The following is a 14,759-nucleotide window of genomic DNA, read 5'->3' as shown; positions in this document are numbered from 1 at the left end:
GGTCAAGGGGTGCGACGACGCAAGAGGAGGTCACGGGGCGCGGGCAGGGGTCCGCTCACGTACCGGCGGCCCGGGTGCGGGCGTCGAGGATCACGGACGAGGCGGCGGTGTACGGCGGAAGCGCGGGCAGCGCCCCGACGGCGGCGACGGCGACGGCCACCGCCAGGATCAGCGCGCCGGTCACGACCCGTTTTCCCGGCTGCCGCACGCACCCGGAACGGTTTCAGGGGACCAGGGCCATCACGGTCGCCATGACCGCGGCGACCACCGTGCCCATGCCGATGATCACGGCCCTGGTGTGGAGCATGAACAACGACGGGGCGCGGATCGTCGCGGCCTGCGGGTCCTGGGCGCTGTAATACACCGTCACGACGTCGCCCACGGCCACTTCGGTGCGTTCCCGGCGCTCCTCGAAGGTGACGGTCCGTCCGTCGGAGGTGCGGAACTCCAGGGTCGGGTGGGTGCGGACCATCGGCACTCCTTCCGGGTCCGTTCCCTCCTCGGTGCGCACCCTCGTGCACCGCGCGTCGGACGTGAGACCAGCCGCCCACGCGGCCCGCAGCCGCGGTCCCTGGAGCTGCCGGTCCAGCAGAGTGCCCATGACGGTGGCCGCTGACACGGAAACGATGAAATACACGGCGGCTATGACCACAGCTCCCCCGGAACGCTGTCGGGTCCGTGGGGCATGGCATGCCCGACGCCCGAACCCCTCGTACGGATGCCATGATCCCGTGTGCGGCATCCGGTCGGCAAGGGGGACGACCGCCCCGCCCGCTTGGCTCGGCGCCCTCCCGGCGGACGGTCATGCGCCACCCGTACGCCCCTGCCAGTAGGGGGCGCGCAGCCGCCGCTTGTACAGCTTGCCGTTGGGGTCGCGGGGCATCGCCTCGATGAAGTCGATGCTCCGGGGGACTTTGTACCCGGCGAGGCGCTGCTCGCAGTGGCGCAGGATCCCGGCCGCGAGCGCGTCGCCGGGCTCGTGTCCCGGTGCCGGTTCGACGACGGCCTTGACCGCCTCGCCCCAGTCGGGGTGGGGAATGCCGAAGACGGCCGCGTCCGCGACGGCGGGGTGCGCGAGGAGAGCGCCCTCGATCTCCGCGGGGTAGATGTTGACCCCGCCGGAGATGATCATGTCGATCTTGCGGTCGCGGAGGAAGAGGTAGCCCTCCTCGTCGAGGATGCCGAGGTCGCCGACGGTGAAGAAGTCGCCGACGCGGTTCTCCTCCGTCTTCGCCTCGTCCTTGTGGTAGTGGAAGCCGCCGGTGTTCATCCTCATGTAGACGGTGCCCGGTTCGCCGGGCGGCAGGCGGTTGCCGTCGTCGTCGAGGACGGCGAGTTCGCTGATCGGCCAGGCCCTGCCGACGGTGCCGGGCTTCTTCAGCCAGTCCTCGGCGGTCGCGAAGGCTCCCCCGCCCTCGCTGGCCGCGTAGTACTCCTCGACGCACCTCCCCCACCACTCGATCATGGCCCGCTTGACGTGGTCCGGGCACGGCGCGGCACCGTGGACGGCATGGCGCATGGAGGTGACGTCGTGGCGCCCCTTCACCTCGTCGGGGAGGGCGAGGAGGCGGTGGAACTGGGTCGGGACCATGTGGGTGTGGGTGCATCGGTGGGTGTCGATCAGCCGCAGCATCTCCTCGGGCGCCCACTTGTCCATCAGGACGAGCCGGTGCCCGATGTGGAGGGACGCGGCGGCGAACTGGAGGACGGCCGTGTGGTAGAGCGGCGAGCACACCAGATGGACGTTGTCGTCGAAGGGCCGGATGCCGAAGATTCCGAGGAAGCCGCCGAGATGGCTCTCCTCGGGCGGCTTGCCGGGGAGGGGGCGGCGGATGCCGCGGGGCCGGCCGGTGGTGCCGGAGGTGTAGTTCATGACCCAGCCGAGGGTGCGGTCCTCGGGTGGCGTGCCGGGCTGCCCGTCGAGCAGTTCCCCGTACGGGCGGAAGCCGTCGACCGCGCCCACGGCGTAGCGGCGGTCGGCCGGGAGACCCGCCTCGTCGGCGGCGGCGATCGCGGCGGGGGCGAAGCGTTCGTGGGCGATCAGGACCTTGGCGCCGGAGTCGGAGACGATCCAGGCGATCTCGGGTCCGACGAAGTGGTGGTTGACGGGGACGAGGTAGAGGCCCGCCTGGGTGGCGGCGAGGTAGGCGGTGAAGAACTCGACGCCGTTGGGCAGGACGACCGCGAAGGCGTCGCCGCGCCGCAACCCGGCCGCGCGCAGTCCGTGGACCAGGCGGTTGGCCGCGGCGTGCAGCCGTCCGGCCGTCCAGTCCTCGCCGTCGGGGGCGGTCAGGACCGTGCGGCCCGGGTCGGCCGCGGCCTGGGCCCAGAAGCCGTTGGGCGGGGGGTTCATGAGGCACTCCGTCCGGCGATGCGGTTGATCCGGTCGACGGCGCGTTCGAAACCGCGGGTCAGGTCGTCGAAGACGGCACGCACGCTGCGTTCGCTGGTCATCCTGCCCACGATCTGTCCGACGGGGGTCCCGAGCAGCGCGCCGGTCTCGTACTTCTGGATGCGGGAGAGCGCCTCGGCGACCAGCAGCCCCTGGAGCGGCATGGGCAGGGCTCCGGGGCCCGACGGGTCGTCCCAGGCGTCGGTCCACTCGGTGCGGAGCTGGCGGGCGGGTTTGCCGGTGAGCGCGCGGGAGCGGACGGTGTCGCCGGAGCCCGCGGCGAGGAGCTTGCGGGTCAGGGCCGGGGAGTGGAGGTCGGCCTCCTCGGTGGTCAGCCAGATCGAGCCGAGCCAGACGCCCTGGGCGCCGAGGGCGAGTCCGGCGGCGATCTGCTCGCCGCTGCCGATGCCGCCCGCGGCGAGGACCGGGAGCGGGCCCACGGCGTCGACCACGTCCGGGACCAGGACCATGGAGGCGATCTCGCCGGTGTGGCCGCCGGCCTCGTAGCCCTGGGCGACGACGATGTCGATGCCCGCGTCCGCGTGGTGGCGGGCGTGCCGGGCGCTTCCGGCGAGAGCGGCGACGAGGACGCCTTGGTCGTGGGCGCGCCGGATCACGTCGGCGGGCGGTGAGCCGAGGGCGTTGGCGAGCAGCCTGATGGGGTAGTCGAAGGCGACGTCGAGCTGGGTGCGGGCGACGTCCTCCATCCACCCCGTGATCCGCCAGCCGGACGCCTCGCCCTCGGCGAGTTCCGGCACGCCGTGCTCGGCCAGGGTGTCCCGGACGAACTGCCGGTGCCCGTCCGGGATCATCGCCTCGACGTCGGCCTCGGTCACGCCCTCGACCTTCCTGGCGGGCATGACGACGTCGAGGCCGTACGGCTTGCCGTCGGTGTGTTCCTGCATCCAGTCGAGATCGCGCGCGAGGTCTCCGGGGGCGGTGTAGCGGACCGCGCCGAGTACGCCGAAACCTCCGGCCCGGGTGATGGCGGCGGCCACCGCGGGGAACGGCGTGAAGCCGAAGATGGCGTGCTCGACTCCCAGTTTCTTGCTCAGCTCCGTCTCCATGGGGCGCAGGATGCCGCAGCCGGACGGCCGAAGGAAGAGGTTTCCTGATGCTGCGTCAGATTCTTTGTGACGCCGGGGACCTCCGTGACGGCGGGGGTGACAGTACTCTCTGCGACGGAAAGAAGTTTCATCATCGGGCACGATTTCGAAAATTACTTTCGCGCGGCGGGAAGGGGTTCCGGATGACCGAGGACACGACCGGCAGCAGAGGGATCAGCCGACGCAGGCTGGGCGGTGGGATGCTGGCCCTGGGCGGGGCACTCGCCCTGGCGCCGATTCCGTTCGCGGAACGCGCGTCGGCCATGGAGTCGGGAGCGGAGTCGTCGGGCATGCGCGCGGGATCCGGGACGGGTACGGTGCCCGGGCGCGCCCGCCCTACGCTGCGGCGCGGATCCGCCGCCCGCGCCGGTCTTTCGCCGGAGCACCTGGACCAACTGGTCGCGGACGCGGAGAAATTCCTGGCCCCTTCCCCCGCGCACCCCTGGTACGCCGGTGCGGTGCTGCTCGCCGGACGCGGCGGCACGGTGGCGCTGCACCGGCCGATCGGCAAGGCCGTGCGCTACTCCGCGTACGACGAGAAGACCGACACGGGGGTCGAGTTCCCGCCCGACCGGCAGATCGACATGGCCGAGGACACGGTCTTCGACCTGGCGTCGGTGTCCAAGCTGTTCACCTCGATCCTGGCCGTGCAGCAGATCGAGCGCGGAACACTGGAGTTGGAGGCGAGGGTCGCCGCTTACCTGCCCGACTTCGCCCGCGCCGGGAAGCAGGACATCACGATCCGTCAGCTGCTCACGCACACCTCGGGGTTCCGCTCGTGGATCCCGCTGTACAAGGCGCCGACGCGCGAGGGACAGCTGGAGCTGCTGTGGAACGAGGCGTCGGCCAACGCGCCCGGCACCGTCTACCTCTACTCCGACCTGAACCTGATCTCGCTGCAGCTGGTGCTGGAGAGGATCACCGGCCGCGCGCTGGACGTGCTGCTCCGTGAGGAGATCACCGCTCCCCTCGGGATGCACCGCACGCGGTACAACCCTCCGGCCTCCTGGAGACCGCGGATCGCGGCGACGGAGGACGCCCGGCTCCCGTGGTCCGGCCTCGACCGAGGGCTGGTCTGGGGCGAGGTGCACGACGAGAACGCGTACGGCCTGGGCGGCGTCGCCGGGCATGCCGGGGTCTTCTCCTGCGCCTGGGACCTCGCGGTCCTCGCCCGCACCCTGCTCAACGGCGGGGCCTACGGCCGGGAGAGGATCCTGTCCGACGCCTCGGTGGACCTGCTGTTCACGGACTTCAACACCGCGTTCCCCGGCGATGCGCACGGGCTCGGGTTCGAGCTCTACCAGCACTGGTACATGGGCGCGATGGCGACCCCGCGCACGGCCGGGCACACCGGCTTCACCGGCACCTGCCTGGTCCTGGACCCGACGACCGACTCGTTCCTGATCGTTCTCGGCAACTCGGTTCATCCGGTGCGCAGTTGGCGTTCCGGAAGCGCACCGCGCGTCGCCGCCGCCAACCGGATGGCGCGGGCCGTCCCGGTCCGTCCCGTCCGGGGCCGCACGGCGTGGTTCTCGGGGATGGCGAGCGCCGCCACCGCCACCCTGACCCTGCCCGCGCTGCGCGTCGCCTCGTCGCGGGCCCGGCTGACGTCGGCCCTGTGGTGGGACACCGAGCCCGGGTCCGACTTCGTCCTCCTGGAGGCATCGGCGGACGCGGGGGCGACCTGGCAGCCGGTGCCGTTCACCACCTCGCCGCTGGACGGGCCCGGTCGCCCGGAGCCGGAACCCCGTCCGACGGGCTCGGTCTCCGGCTGGTCCGGCCGGATCTGGCACCGGCTCGACGCCGGCCTCGCCGCATGGCGCGGCCAGGAGGTGCGGCTGCGCTGGCGGTACACCACGGACCAGCTGTACGTCGGGCGCGGGGTGTACGTGGACGCGATCCGGGTCGAGGACGGCGGCCGGACGGTCTTCGACGAGAGCCGGCCCGCCGACACGGCGCGGATCGAGACGGTGGGGTGGACCGCCTCGGCGGACTGAGCGGACGAACCGGAGGTACGGCCGGGGCGGCGCGGCCCTGCCGGTGAACGGCCGCGCCGCCCCGGCACGGTCACAGCAGTCGGACGGCCAGGGCCGTGATCAGGACGCTGGGGGCCAGTGCGGTGACGAGCTGCCCCTGTCGGCTCGTCACCACCCGGCCGAGCAGCGCTCCCCCGCCCGCGAGCAGGAGTGGCCAACTCGCCGACGCGAGGAAGGCGGCGAGCACGAACACGGCCCGCTCCACATGCCCGGCCTCGGCGGTGGTACGGCTTCCGAGCACGAGCGCCGCGAAATGGACGACGGTGGCCGGGTTCATCAGGGTGATCCCGAACAGCAGCAGGTACGACCGTCCCGGGCCGGCGGGCTCCGCGCCGACCGGGGACGTCGCCCGGAGCCCCCGGTACCGCGCGATCGCCGTCACGCCGGCATGGACGGCCGGCGCGATCAGCACCAGCACGGACGCCGCCCGCAGCGTCGGCATGACCGGCGCGAGGACCGCCGCGAGCGAGGAACCCCCCACCACGGCGGCAGCCGCGTAGAGACCGTCGGCCGTGGCGACGCCCAGGGCGGCGCAGGCTCCCGTCCGCAGAGACGTCCGGGCGGTGAGGCCGACCAGATGGCTCCCGACCGCCCCGACGGGAACGGCGATGCCGAACCCGGCCGGAAGTCCCGCGACCAGCGCGGCGGTCATGAGCGCGCGACAGCCGGTCTCCGCCGTCGACCGGACCGCTGTCGGCCCCGCACCGGACAGGCGGCGGAGGTGGACGGCGGCAGCACGGTGGTCGGTGTCATGGGCGGATGGTCGGGCCGTGCGGTGCCCCGGGCAAGGCATTTTCGTCCTCGCCGTGCCCCGACGGTCCGGACCCGACGGCCGGACGACCCGACGCCCGGGCGATGGAAGAATGCCCCGATGACCCCATCACCGCAGAACTGGACGCGCGTCCGGCGGCTCGACGCCGATCGCCTCTCCGAGGAGCTGTACGCGCGGACGGGCCTGCGGCTGACCGTGGAGGGGCCCTGCCCGGGCGGCGAGGTGGGCGCCGCGTACGTGCGATGGCCGGACGGTCGCCGGTCCGTGCTGAAGTGGCGTCCGGACACCAGGATCGAGGAGCTGCGGGCGGGACCCCTGGCGGTGTGCGAGATGCTGCGCGCGCACGGATACCCCTGCCCGTCGACGGAGTTGGCGCTCCAGGTGGGCCATGCCTCGGTTCTGGTCCAGGAGTTGCTGCCGGGCACTCCGGTGGACCGCCTCGACCACGAGGGGCTGGACCGGGCGCTCGCCCTCAACGAGGCGCAGGCGGGACTGCTGGCCCCTCGTGCGGGCATTCCCCCGATGCCGTTGTATCTGCTCGACGACGGTCCCGGTTACTGTCTTCACGAGCCGCTGCGCCGGCACAGCCGGCGCAGCCGCGACCTGGAGCGCCGGATCACGGCGCTCGGCGCCGACCGTCCTCGGCTGCTGACCGGCCGGGACGTCGTGCACCACGACTTCCACCACGGCAACCTGCTGTGGACCGGCGGCTTCGTCACCGGTGTCGTCGACTGGGACGGCGCCTGCCGGGGAGACCGCCGGTTCGACCTGGTCACGCTGCGTTTCGGGCTGCACGCGTCCGAACAGGCGCCGGGGGTCGCGGACCGCCTCGACGACATTCTGGACGGCCTGCCCGAGGACGTCCTGCGGGTCTCCTGGGCGCACATGAGTCTGCGCATGGTCGACTGGGCCATCAGGCACTTCGCCCCGGACGAGGTCGGACACTGGATCGATCTGGCCGAGCGACGCCTGTGAGGCAGCACGCTCCGTCGTGGACCGCCCTCCGCCGCCCCGTCGGGTCTCCCGTCGCACTGCGCGAGACCAGCATCCTCATCGCGGCGCTGATCGCCACGTTCCTCTTCCGTGAACGCTTCGGCGGAGTACGCCTCACCGCCGGCGCGGCCGTCCTCGCCGGCATCGTCGTGCTCGAACTCGCTTACGCCTGACGGCGGCACGCACGCCGCACCCCCGTGCCCACGGCCGCGCCACAGCGTTCCGCGCGGCCCTCCACCCCTCGCGCGGCCCGCCTCACCCCGGGTCCGGCGCGCACGGCCTCACGACGGGCTCCGGGAGCCGGCCGCGACGGCGCCCCGCGACGAGCCGCCCGCCACCGCCCGCCCGCCACCGGCCGGTTCCGGAACGGCGGCGGGGCCCGGCACGGCGGTCGGCCGCGGCGGGGCGTCGGACCCGGTGGCCGATGCCGGGACCGGGGCCGTCGACTCCCGTACCACCAGCCTCGGCCGGATCAGCAGTGACCGCCCCGCCGCCGGGGCCGAGTCGATCCGCGCCCGCAGTTGCTGGAACGTCTCCGCGGCCATCTCCGGAAGGGGCTGACGGACGGTCGTGAGCGGCGGCTCGAAGAGGTCGGCGAGGAGGATGTCGTCGAAGCCGACCACGGAGACGTCCCGCCCCGCGCTCAGCCCGGCGTCCTTGGCGCCCCGGCAGATGCCGATCGCGCACATGTCGTTGATGGCGACGAACGCGGTGGGCGGGCGCGGGCCGCCGAGGAGCTCACGGGCCGCGTTGCGCCCGAGCTCGGCCGCGTCCTTGTCGCCGAACTCGGTGGTGTCGGCGCCGGGCCAGACGATCGCGTCCGCCGGGTCGAGGCCGGCCGACTCCAGAGCGGCGCGAAAGCCGAGCAGCCGCGCGGTGCGGTTGACGCTGTGGACCGAACCGGACACGAACGCCAGCCGCCGATGGCCGAGTTCCAGCAGGTGGCGGGTGGCGATCTCCGCGCCCATCGCGTTGTCGACACTGATGGATGCCAGCGACGGCGGGTCGCCCGCCTGGGCCGTGCGGTCGAACGCGACCATCCTCAGCCCCCGGCCGAGCAGCGGCGTCATGTGGTCGAGCGAGGGCAGCGAGGAGCACAGCACCACGCCGCTGACCCCGTCCGCGAGCAGTTCCTCCCCGTACTTCAGCTCCCGGGCCGGGTCGCGCTCGCTGTTGCAGAGCAGGACGTGGTAGCCCTCGGCGAGCGCGATCGCCTCCAGCTCACGGGCGAGCGCCCCCCAGAACGGGTTGGCGACGGACGGGACAATGAGACCGATGACCTTGATGCGTCCCGTGCGCAGCATCCGGGCCGCGCGGTTGGGCCGGTAGCCGAGCCGCTCGATCGCCTGCTCCACCCGGGCCAGGGTGGCCGCCTGCATGCGGTCCGTGCGCCCGTTGAGGACGTTGGACACCGTGCTCGCGGAGACCCCTGCGGCCTCCGCGACCTGATGAATCGTTACCCCGCTCATGCCACCTCCGGTTCGGAACACGTCTGCCATAGCAGTGTATCGATTTACTTGACTTCGTTCACCGGTACACCGGTCAACACCCCAGAAAAATTCATGCGCATCAGCTGTTGACGTCCCTCTTGGCGCGTTCCTAGCATCACTGCATCGATTTACCAGCGCTTCTCGGCCATAGCCGGGTTGTCATCCCTGTTGCCATCGCTGGATCGATCCACAGTCTCCACCTCAAAAGGGGTGTCCCATGGAACTCACAAGACGGTCGGTTCTCGCCGCCATCGGCGCCGGCACCGCTGCCGCCGCCCTCGGCGCGTGCGGCACCGGCACTTCGACGGCCGGCTCCGCCGACGGCCCCGCCGAGGGCGAGATCAGGCTGCTCACCCCGATCTTCGAGGGTGCCGACGGCAAGAAGCTGCTGGAGAAGGAGATCCTCGGCAGCTTCCGGAAGAAGTACCCGGACGTCAAGGTGAACGTGGACTACACCACGTACCAGCAGCTCAACGAGAAGATCACCACCGGTCTGGCGGGCGGTCTGCTGCCCGACGTCCTGATGATGGGCGTCGGCTGGATCCCGCCGTTCGCGGCGAAGAAGGCGATCGCCGAACTGCCCGAGAAGCTCGCCACCGCGCACGACTACGAGAAGCGGGTCCTGGAGCCCTCCCGGTACGACGGCAGGCTGTACGCGCTCCCGGTGGTGCTGGACACCCGCATCGTCGTCTACCGCAAGGACCACTTCGCCGCGGCGGGCATCAGGAAGATCCCGGCGAACTGGGCGGAGCTGCGCGCCGTGGCCAAGCAGCTCACGAAGGGCGGACGGATCGGGTTCGATCCGTTCTCCATCGAGCTGCGCCAGTGCTGGGAGACCTTCCTGTTCGCCAACGGGGGGCAACTGTTCAGCGAGGACGGCCGGAAGGTGCTGTTCACCGACGCCCGAGGAGTCGAGGCTCTGCAGTTCTTCAAGGACCTGGTCCAGGACGGTTCCGCCGACTACGCCAGGAAGACGGAGCTCGGTGCCCCGACCAACGTGCAGACCGGCGGGGCGTCGATGATGATGACGACCAGCGGCCTGTGGAAGCAGGTCAAGGACCAGTCGCCGGACCTGATCGAGGACGACCGGCTCGGCGCGTTCGTCCTCGCCAACCGCAGGCCGGCGATGCTCCAGGGCGGCACACTGGTCACCCAGTCCGCGAGCTCGAAGCACCCGGCGGCGGCCCGTGCGCTCGTCGAGCACCTCGCGACACCCGAGTCCATCCTGGGCGCGGCCCGTCAGCGGGGTTCGGTGCCCGGGCTCAAGGACCTCGACGACTCCGGCTACGTGAAGGAGAACGAGTTCGTCGACCTCTCGCTACGGAGCATGGGCGATGCCTGTTCCGAGGGCGGCACCCCCGCCTGGATGGAGATCCGCGAGAAGATCAAGCCCACGCTGGAGCCCGCGATCGTGGGCAGCCAGTCCGCGAAGGACGCCGTCGCGGAACTCGGCCGGCTCGCCGAGGCCGCCATCGGCCGGATGTGAGGGCCCGTCACCGTGGGAACGACATCCGTACTCAGGACGCGGCCCGCGCGCCCCGCCGCCCCGGTCGGCCGCACCGCCCCGAAGCGGGCCGTGGGCGGCCGGCGGCCCATGGGCCCGGGGCGGCGCAGGAGGCGCGCCGGCCTGCTGCTGGTGGCGCCCGCGCTGCTGCACGCCTCGCTCTGGATCGGCCTGCCCGTCGTCGCGTCGGTGGTCCTGGCCTTCACGGAGTACGACGTGCTGACCGCGCCGCGGTTCGCCGGTCTGGACAACTTCCGCGAGCTGCTGGGCGACGCGGTGTTCCGCAAGTCCGTCGTCAACACGGTCGTCTACACGTTCTTCACCGTGCCCTTCGGCATGGCTCTGGGGCTGCTCCTGGCCCTCGCGCTGCACACCGGCCTGAGGGCACGCGGCTTCTTCCGCACCGCGGTCTTCCTTCCGCAGGTGACAGCGACCGTCGCGATCGCGCTGGTCTGGCTGTGGATCTACAACCCGGGCAACGGGCTGCTCAACACGCTCCTCTCGTTCCTCGGGATCGACGGCCCGGCGTGGCTGTCGTCGACCTCGTGGGCGATGCCCTCGGTCATCCTGGTCGGCATCTGGCAGGGCATCGGCATGAAGATGCTGATCTACCTGGCCGCGCTGCAGTCGCTGCCGAAGGAGCTGTACGAGGCGGCCTCGGTGGACGGCGCCTCGAAGGTGCGGCAGTTCTTCTCGATCACGCTGCCGCTACTGAAGCCCGCGACGTTCTTCGTGCTCATCACGTCGATGATCAGCGCGTTCCAGTCCTTCGACCAGATCTACATCCTCACCGACGGCGGTCCCGCCAACAGCACCACGATGATGACGTACGAGATCTACAAGTCCGCCTTCCGGGAGTTCCGCGTCGGGTATGCCTGCGCGCAGTCGCTGGTGCTGTTCCTGCTGCTGATGGGCTTCACCCTGGTCAACCGGCGGATCATGGGAGGCACCCGTGGCCACAACTGACCTGCTGGAGCCGGGGATCGCGGGGAAGGGACGGACCCGGGCGGCCCGCAGGCCGCCGACGGTCGGCCGGATCGCGCTGTACGTGACGCTCACCGCCGTCTCGCTGCTGATGGTGGTGCCGTTCGTCTGGATGGCGCTCACCTCGCTCAAGACACCGGTGGAGATCGCCTCGCAGGACGCCGGACTGCTGCCGGAGCACTGGAAGTTCGGGAACTACCTCGACGCGCTGAAGGCGGCGCCGTTCGCGACGTACGCGCGCAACAGCTTCGTCATCGCGATCAGCCACACCGTCCTCAACGTGGTGGTGGCGTCGATGGCCGGGTACGCGCTGGCGCGGATCAGGTTCCGGGGCAGCGAGGTCATCTTCTACCTCTTCATCGCCGCGCTGATGATCCCGACGTACACCAAGGTGCTCCCCGAGTTCCTGATCGTCCGCTTCATGCCGCTGGCCGGCGGGAACGACATCCTCGGCCAGGGCGGCAGCGGCTGGCTGGACTCCTGGTGGGCGCTCATCGTCCCCGGCGCCGTCACCCCGTTCGCGGTCTTCCTCTTCCGCCAGTTCTACCTGGACCTTCCGGTGGAGCTGGAGGAGGCGGCCAGGCTCGACGGCCTGGGCGAGTTCCGGATCTACGCGAGGATCATGACGCCGCAGGTCAAGCCCGCCCTCACCACCGTGGCGCTGCTGACCTTCGAGTCGTCGTGGAACAACTTCCTCTGGCCGCTGCTGGTGACCCGCACGGACAGCCTTCGGGTGATCCAGGTGGGGCTCTCGGTCTTCAAGACGGAGAACGGCCCCCAGTGGCACTTCCTGATGGCCGGCACCACGCTGGCCACCCTTCCCATGGTCGTCCTCTTCCTCATCGGCCAGCGCTATTTCGTGCAGGGCTTCGCAACTGCCGGTCTCAAGTGACCGGTACCGGTCGGATGCGACCGGATATCGAAAGGTTTTCACTCCATGTCTGCTGATCTCCATGGCTCCCGCGCACTGGTGACCGGTGCCGGGCACGGCATCGGCCGCGCCATCGCCGTCGCGCTCGCCGAGGCCGGCGCCGATGTCGTCGTGCACTACCACTCCTCCGCCGAGCAGGCCGCGGCGACGGTTTCGGCGATCGAGGCGCTGGGCCGCAGGGCGAAGGCGCTGCCGGCCGATGTCACGGTCACCGAGGACGTGGACCGGCTCGTGGGGGAGGCGGCCGGATTCCTCGGCGGCCTGGACGTCCTGGTCTGCAACGCGGGCCATCTGATCGGCCGGGCCACGATCGCCGAGATGTCCGACGACCACTTCGAGCGGGTCCTGTCCACCAACCTGACGTCGACGTTCCGCACCGTGCGGGCCGCCCTGCCGCATCTGACGAAGTCCGCGGCAGGACGCGTCATCACCATGTCCTCGCTGGCGGCGCACAACGGCGGCGGCCCCGGTTCGGTCGCGTACGCCGCGGCCAAGGCCGGTGTCCGGGGCTTCACCAAGGGCCTGGCCAAGGAACTCGCCGGGACCGGCGTCACCGTCAATGCCGTGGCCCCCGGTTTCATCAAGGGCACCGCCTTCCACGACACGTTCACCGCTCCCGAGGCCCAGCAGGCGATGGAGGCGGGCATCCCGGTCGGACGGGCCGGCACCCCCGAGGACGTGGCCGCCGCCGTGGTGCATCTGGCGTCGCCGTCGTCCGGCTTCCTCACCGCGACCACGGTGGACATCGACGGCGGGGTGTGGCCGCGGTGAAGCGGATCCCCCGGGAGCGGGGCGGCTGGTGGCACGCGTACGTCTGCCCGGCGCACGGCGTGGAGCTGGATCACGGCGACGTGCTCTCCGGGGTCTTCCCCGAGGGTGGTGCGCGGTGCGCGTACGGCTGCCGGGTGGACGACGAGGCGGTGCGCGGCGCCTGGGTGGTGCTGTCGCACCAGGCGTGGGCGCGGCACCTGCGGGTGCTCGCCCACCGCGGCGAGCACGGCCGGGCCCTGGCCGGGCTCGTCGAGTACGCCGCGCTGTACGCGGAACTCGCCACGGAACAGCACGGCGAGGCACAGACCTGGATGCTGCGCGGCCGGCTCTTCCACCAGGCGCTGACCGACGCCATCTGGGCGGTCACCGTCGGGCACACCGTGACCACGCTCGCCGAGGCGTCCGTCGACGGCCTGCACGGTGTGCTGCCGCTCCTGGACGACCTGGAACGGTCGGCGCTCGACGCCCGGGGCGTGCTGACCGGTCAGGGGCATCTCGCCTCCAACTACACCGCGTGGCTGAACGCGGCGGGCGCGGCGGCGAGCCGGGCCGCCGACGCGGTCCGGGGCCGGGAGTGGGGCGGCGCCGAGCGGTGGCTGGAGAGCGGGGACGGGCTGTACGCGCATCTGCGGGCGGCGGTCGCCGACGACGGCTGGGAGTGGGAGGGCAGCACCTACTACCACGGGTTCGTGCTGCGGGCCGCGCTGCTGGCGCTGCGCGGCACCGATCCCGCGGCCGTTCCGAAGGACGTGCTGGAGGTGCTGGCGGGGATGACGGACGTGCTGGCGGCGATCGCCACGCCGGGCGGCGTCCTGCCCGCCCTGCACGACGGCCCGTACCTGCGCGCCCCGCTCGCCCTGGAATGGCTCGAACTGGCCGCACTGGCCGGGCAGTTGTTCCCCTCCCCCGCGCTGGACGCGGTGGCCGGCCGGGCCCGCGAGGAGCTCGGCGCGCACGACGACGGCCTCGACCGCGAGCTGGACGGCTGGTTCGCCGGTCCCCCGCTGCCGGAGCGCGCGGCGCCGGAGCCGGTCACGGTGTTCCCCGCGGCCGGATACGCGGTGCTGCGCCACGCGGGCATCCACGCCCTGCTGGACTTCGGCCCGCACGGCGGCTCGCACGGACACCGCGACAAGCTCTCGCTGTACCTGTACGGGGACACCACCCCGTGGCAGCCGGACCCCGGCCAGGTCCCCTACGCCCACGCCGAGTTCCGCGACCTGTACGCGTCGACGGCGGCGCATCCCGCGTTCCGCGCGGACGACGGCGAACAGGCCGAGTGCGCGGGGAGGCTGCTGCGCGCGGACGGTGTGTCGGTCGCCGCCGAGGTGACGGCGGCGTACGACGGCGTGCGCGCCATGCGGAAGCTCGCGCTGGGCGGCGGCTTCCTGGTCGACCTGCTGACCGTGGCCGCCGAGGACGAGCGGCGCCTGTCCGCGCAGCTGCGTCCGGGGGTGGCGCTGGACGTCCAGGTCCAGGGCACCGGCCCGGTGCGCACCACCTGGTACGGGGACGAGACCCTGCACGGCTGGCACACCCACACCCCGGGCCGGCCGGTGCGCCCGGTCGCCCGGCCGGGGCCGGGGACGGCCGACGATCCGCAACGCGTGCGCACCCGGGTCGACTTCACGGCCGTCGCGGACCGGATCACGTTCGCCTCGGTGTACCAGGCGGCCTCGGCGGGTCCGGCCGTGACCGGCGTACGGCTCGACGGCGACGGGCTGCTGACGGTCGTGCTGGCGGACGGCACCACCGAACGGTTCCGGACGGAGGACTGACC

Annotated in this window: 14 protein-coding genes; 8 read left to right on the top strand and 6 right to left on the bottom strand. The window is 72.0% G+C overall.

Annotated features, from left to right (window positions below; translation table 11 throughout):
• Nucleotides 1–55: 55 nt before the first annotated feature.
• The 4 genes from AMK22_RS41865 to AMK22_RS27890 form a co-directional block, all read right to left on the bottom strand.
• On the bottom strand, nt 56–184 hold the full coding sequence (locus tag AMK22_RS41865) for a hypothetical protein (RefSeq protein ID WP_274535444.1): 129 nt from the start codon (nt 182–184) through the stop codon (nt 56–58).
• 39 nt (nt 185–223) lie between these two features.
• Nucleotides 224–619, bottom strand: coding sequence for a DUF3592 domain-containing protein (locus tag AMK22_RS27900; protein WP_242434161.1), 396 nt, complete (start codon nt 617–619; stop codon nt 224–226).
• 183 nt (nt 620–802) lie between these two features.
• Nucleotides 803–2,353 (bottom strand): acyl-CoA synthetase, encoded by a 1,551-nt coding sequence (locus AMK22_RS27895; protein ID WP_073789472.1) that lies wholly within the window; start codon nt 2,351–2,353, stop codon nt 803–805.
• On the bottom strand, nt 2,350–3,459 hold the full coding sequence (locus AMK22_RS27890) for an NAD(P)H-dependent flavin oxidoreductase (protein WP_073789470.1): 1,110 nt from the start codon (nt 3,457–3,459) through the stop codon (nt 2,350–2,352). Before AMK22_RS27890 ends, AMK22_RS27895 begins: the two co-directional genes overlap by 4 nt.
• Before the next feature lie 182 nt (nt 3,460–3,641).
• On the opposite strand from AMK22_RS27890, the gene AMK22_RS27885 reads away from it, so the two are divergent.
• Nucleotides 3,642–5,495, top strand: a complete 1,854-nt coding sequence (locus tag AMK22_RS27885; RefSeq protein ID WP_073789468.1) for a serine hydrolase domain-containing protein — start codon at nt 3,642–3,644, stop codon at nt 5,493–5,495.
• Nucleotides 5,496–5,565: 70 nt separating this feature from the next.
• On the opposite strand, the gene AMK22_RS27880 is transcribed toward AMK22_RS27885, so the two are convergent.
• On the bottom strand, nt 5,566–6,186 hold the full coding sequence (locus AMK22_RS27880; RefSeq protein ID WP_073789466.1) for a LysE family transporter: 621 nt from the start codon (nt 6,184–6,186) through the stop codon (nt 5,566–5,568).
• A 219-nt stretch (nt 6,187–6,405) separates the two neighbouring features.
• Between AMK22_RS27880 and AMK22_RS27875 the strand changes: the two genes are divergently transcribed.
• Complete coding sequence (locus AMK22_RS27875; RefSeq protein ID WP_073789465.1) at nt 6,406–7,281, top strand: phosphotransferase; 876 nt, start codon at nt 6,406–6,408, stop codon at nt 7,279–7,281.
• Complete coding sequence (locus AMK22_RS27870) at nt 7,278–7,472, top strand: hypothetical protein (protein WP_073789463.1); 195 nt, start codon at nt 7,278–7,280, stop codon at nt 7,470–7,472. Before AMK22_RS27875 ends, AMK22_RS27870 begins: the two co-directional genes overlap by 4 nt.
• 108 nt (nt 7,473–7,580) lie before the next feature.
• Here AMK22_RS27870 and AMK22_RS27865 read toward each other — a convergent pair whose 3' ends face one another.
• Nucleotides 7,581–8,768 (bottom strand): LacI family DNA-binding transcriptional regulator, encoded by a 1,188-nt coding sequence (locus tag AMK22_RS27865; RefSeq protein ID WP_242434160.1) that lies wholly within the window; start codon nt 8,766–8,768, stop codon nt 7,581–7,583.
• Between the two features lie 238 nt (nt 8,769–9,006).
• Here AMK22_RS27865 and AMK22_RS27860 point away from each other — a divergent pair, with 238 nt between their 5' ends.
• From AMK22_RS27860 to AMK22_RS27840, 5 genes are read left to right on the top strand one after another with little or no spacing between them, the layout of a single operon-like run.
• Nucleotides 9,007–10,275 carry an ABC transporter substrate-binding protein gene (locus AMK22_RS27860; RefSeq protein ID WP_073789461.1) on the top strand — a complete coding sequence of 423 codons (1,269 nt, stop codon included), beginning with the start codon at nt 9,007–9,009 and terminating at the stop codon, nt 10,273–10,275.
• A 12-nt stretch (nt 10,276–10,287) separates the two neighbouring features.
• A complete protein-coding gene (locus AMK22_RS27855) occupies nt 10,288–11,259 on the top strand; it encodes a carbohydrate ABC transporter permease (protein ID WP_073789460.1) in 972 nt (323 codons plus the stop codon).
• Complete coding sequence (locus tag AMK22_RS27850; RefSeq protein WP_073789458.1) at nt 11,246–12,169, top strand: carbohydrate ABC transporter permease; 924 nt, start codon at nt 11,246–11,248, stop codon at nt 12,167–12,169. The genes AMK22_RS27855 and AMK22_RS27850 overlap by 14 nt, the downstream gene beginning before the upstream one ends.
• Nucleotides 12,170–12,214: 45 nt before the next feature.
• A complete protein-coding gene (locus AMK22_RS27845) occupies nt 12,215–12,979 on the top strand; it encodes an SDR family NAD(P)-dependent oxidoreductase (RefSeq protein ID WP_073789456.1) in 765 nt (254 codons plus the stop codon).
• Nucleotides 12,976–14,757 (top strand): heparinase II/III domain-containing protein, encoded by a 1,782-nt coding sequence (locus tag AMK22_RS27840; RefSeq protein ID WP_242434159.1) that lies wholly within the window; start codon nt 12,976–12,978, stop codon nt 14,755–14,757. The genes AMK22_RS27845 and AMK22_RS27840 overlap by 4 nt, the downstream gene beginning before the upstream one ends.
• Nucleotides 14,758–14,759 lie beyond the last annotated feature (2 nt).

It is taken from the genome of Streptomyces sp. CB01580 (assembly GCF_001905795.1).
In the GTDB taxonomy this organism is placed as follows: domain Bacteria; phylum Actinomycetota; class Actinomycetes; order Streptomycetales; family Streptomycetaceae; genus Streptomyces.
The sequence above is the reverse complement of the archived record's forward strand: the minus strand, read 5'-3'. Positions and strand labels throughout refer to the sequence as shown.

Excerpts from the sequence above, each read along its gene's own strand:
- AMK22_RS27895 (WP_073789472.1), bottom strand. The coding sequence starts at position 2,353 with ATGAACCCCCCGCCCAACGGCTTCTGGGCCCAGGCCGCGGCCGACCCG.
- AMK22_RS27890 (WP_073789470.1), bottom strand. The coding sequence starts at position 3,459 with ATGGAGACGGAGCTGAGCAAGAAACTGGGAGTCGAGCACGCCATCTTC.
- AMK22_RS27885 (WP_073789468.1), top strand. The coding sequence starts at position 3,642 with ATGACCGAGGACACGACCGGCAGCAGAGGGATCAGCCGACGCAGGCTG.
- AMK22_RS27880 (WP_073789466.1), bottom strand. The coding sequence starts at position 6,186 with ATGACCGCCGCGCTGGTCGCGGGACTTCCGGCCGGGTTCGGCATCGCC.
- AMK22_RS27875 (WP_073789465.1), top strand. The coding sequence starts at position 6,406 with ATGACCCCATCACCGCAGAACTGGACGCGCGTCCGGCGGCTCGACGCC.
- AMK22_RS27865 (WP_242434160.1), bottom strand. The coding sequence starts at position 8,768 with ATGAGCGGGGTAACGATTCATCAGGTCGCGGAGGCCGCAGGGGTCTCC.
- AMK22_RS27860 (WP_073789461.1), top strand. The coding sequence starts at position 9,007 with ATGGAACTCACAAGACGGTCGGTTCTCGCCGCCATCGGCGCCGGCACC.
- AMK22_RS27845 (WP_073789456.1), top strand. The coding sequence starts at position 12,215 with ATGTCTGCTGATCTCCATGGCTCCCGCGCACTGGTGACCGGTGCCGGG.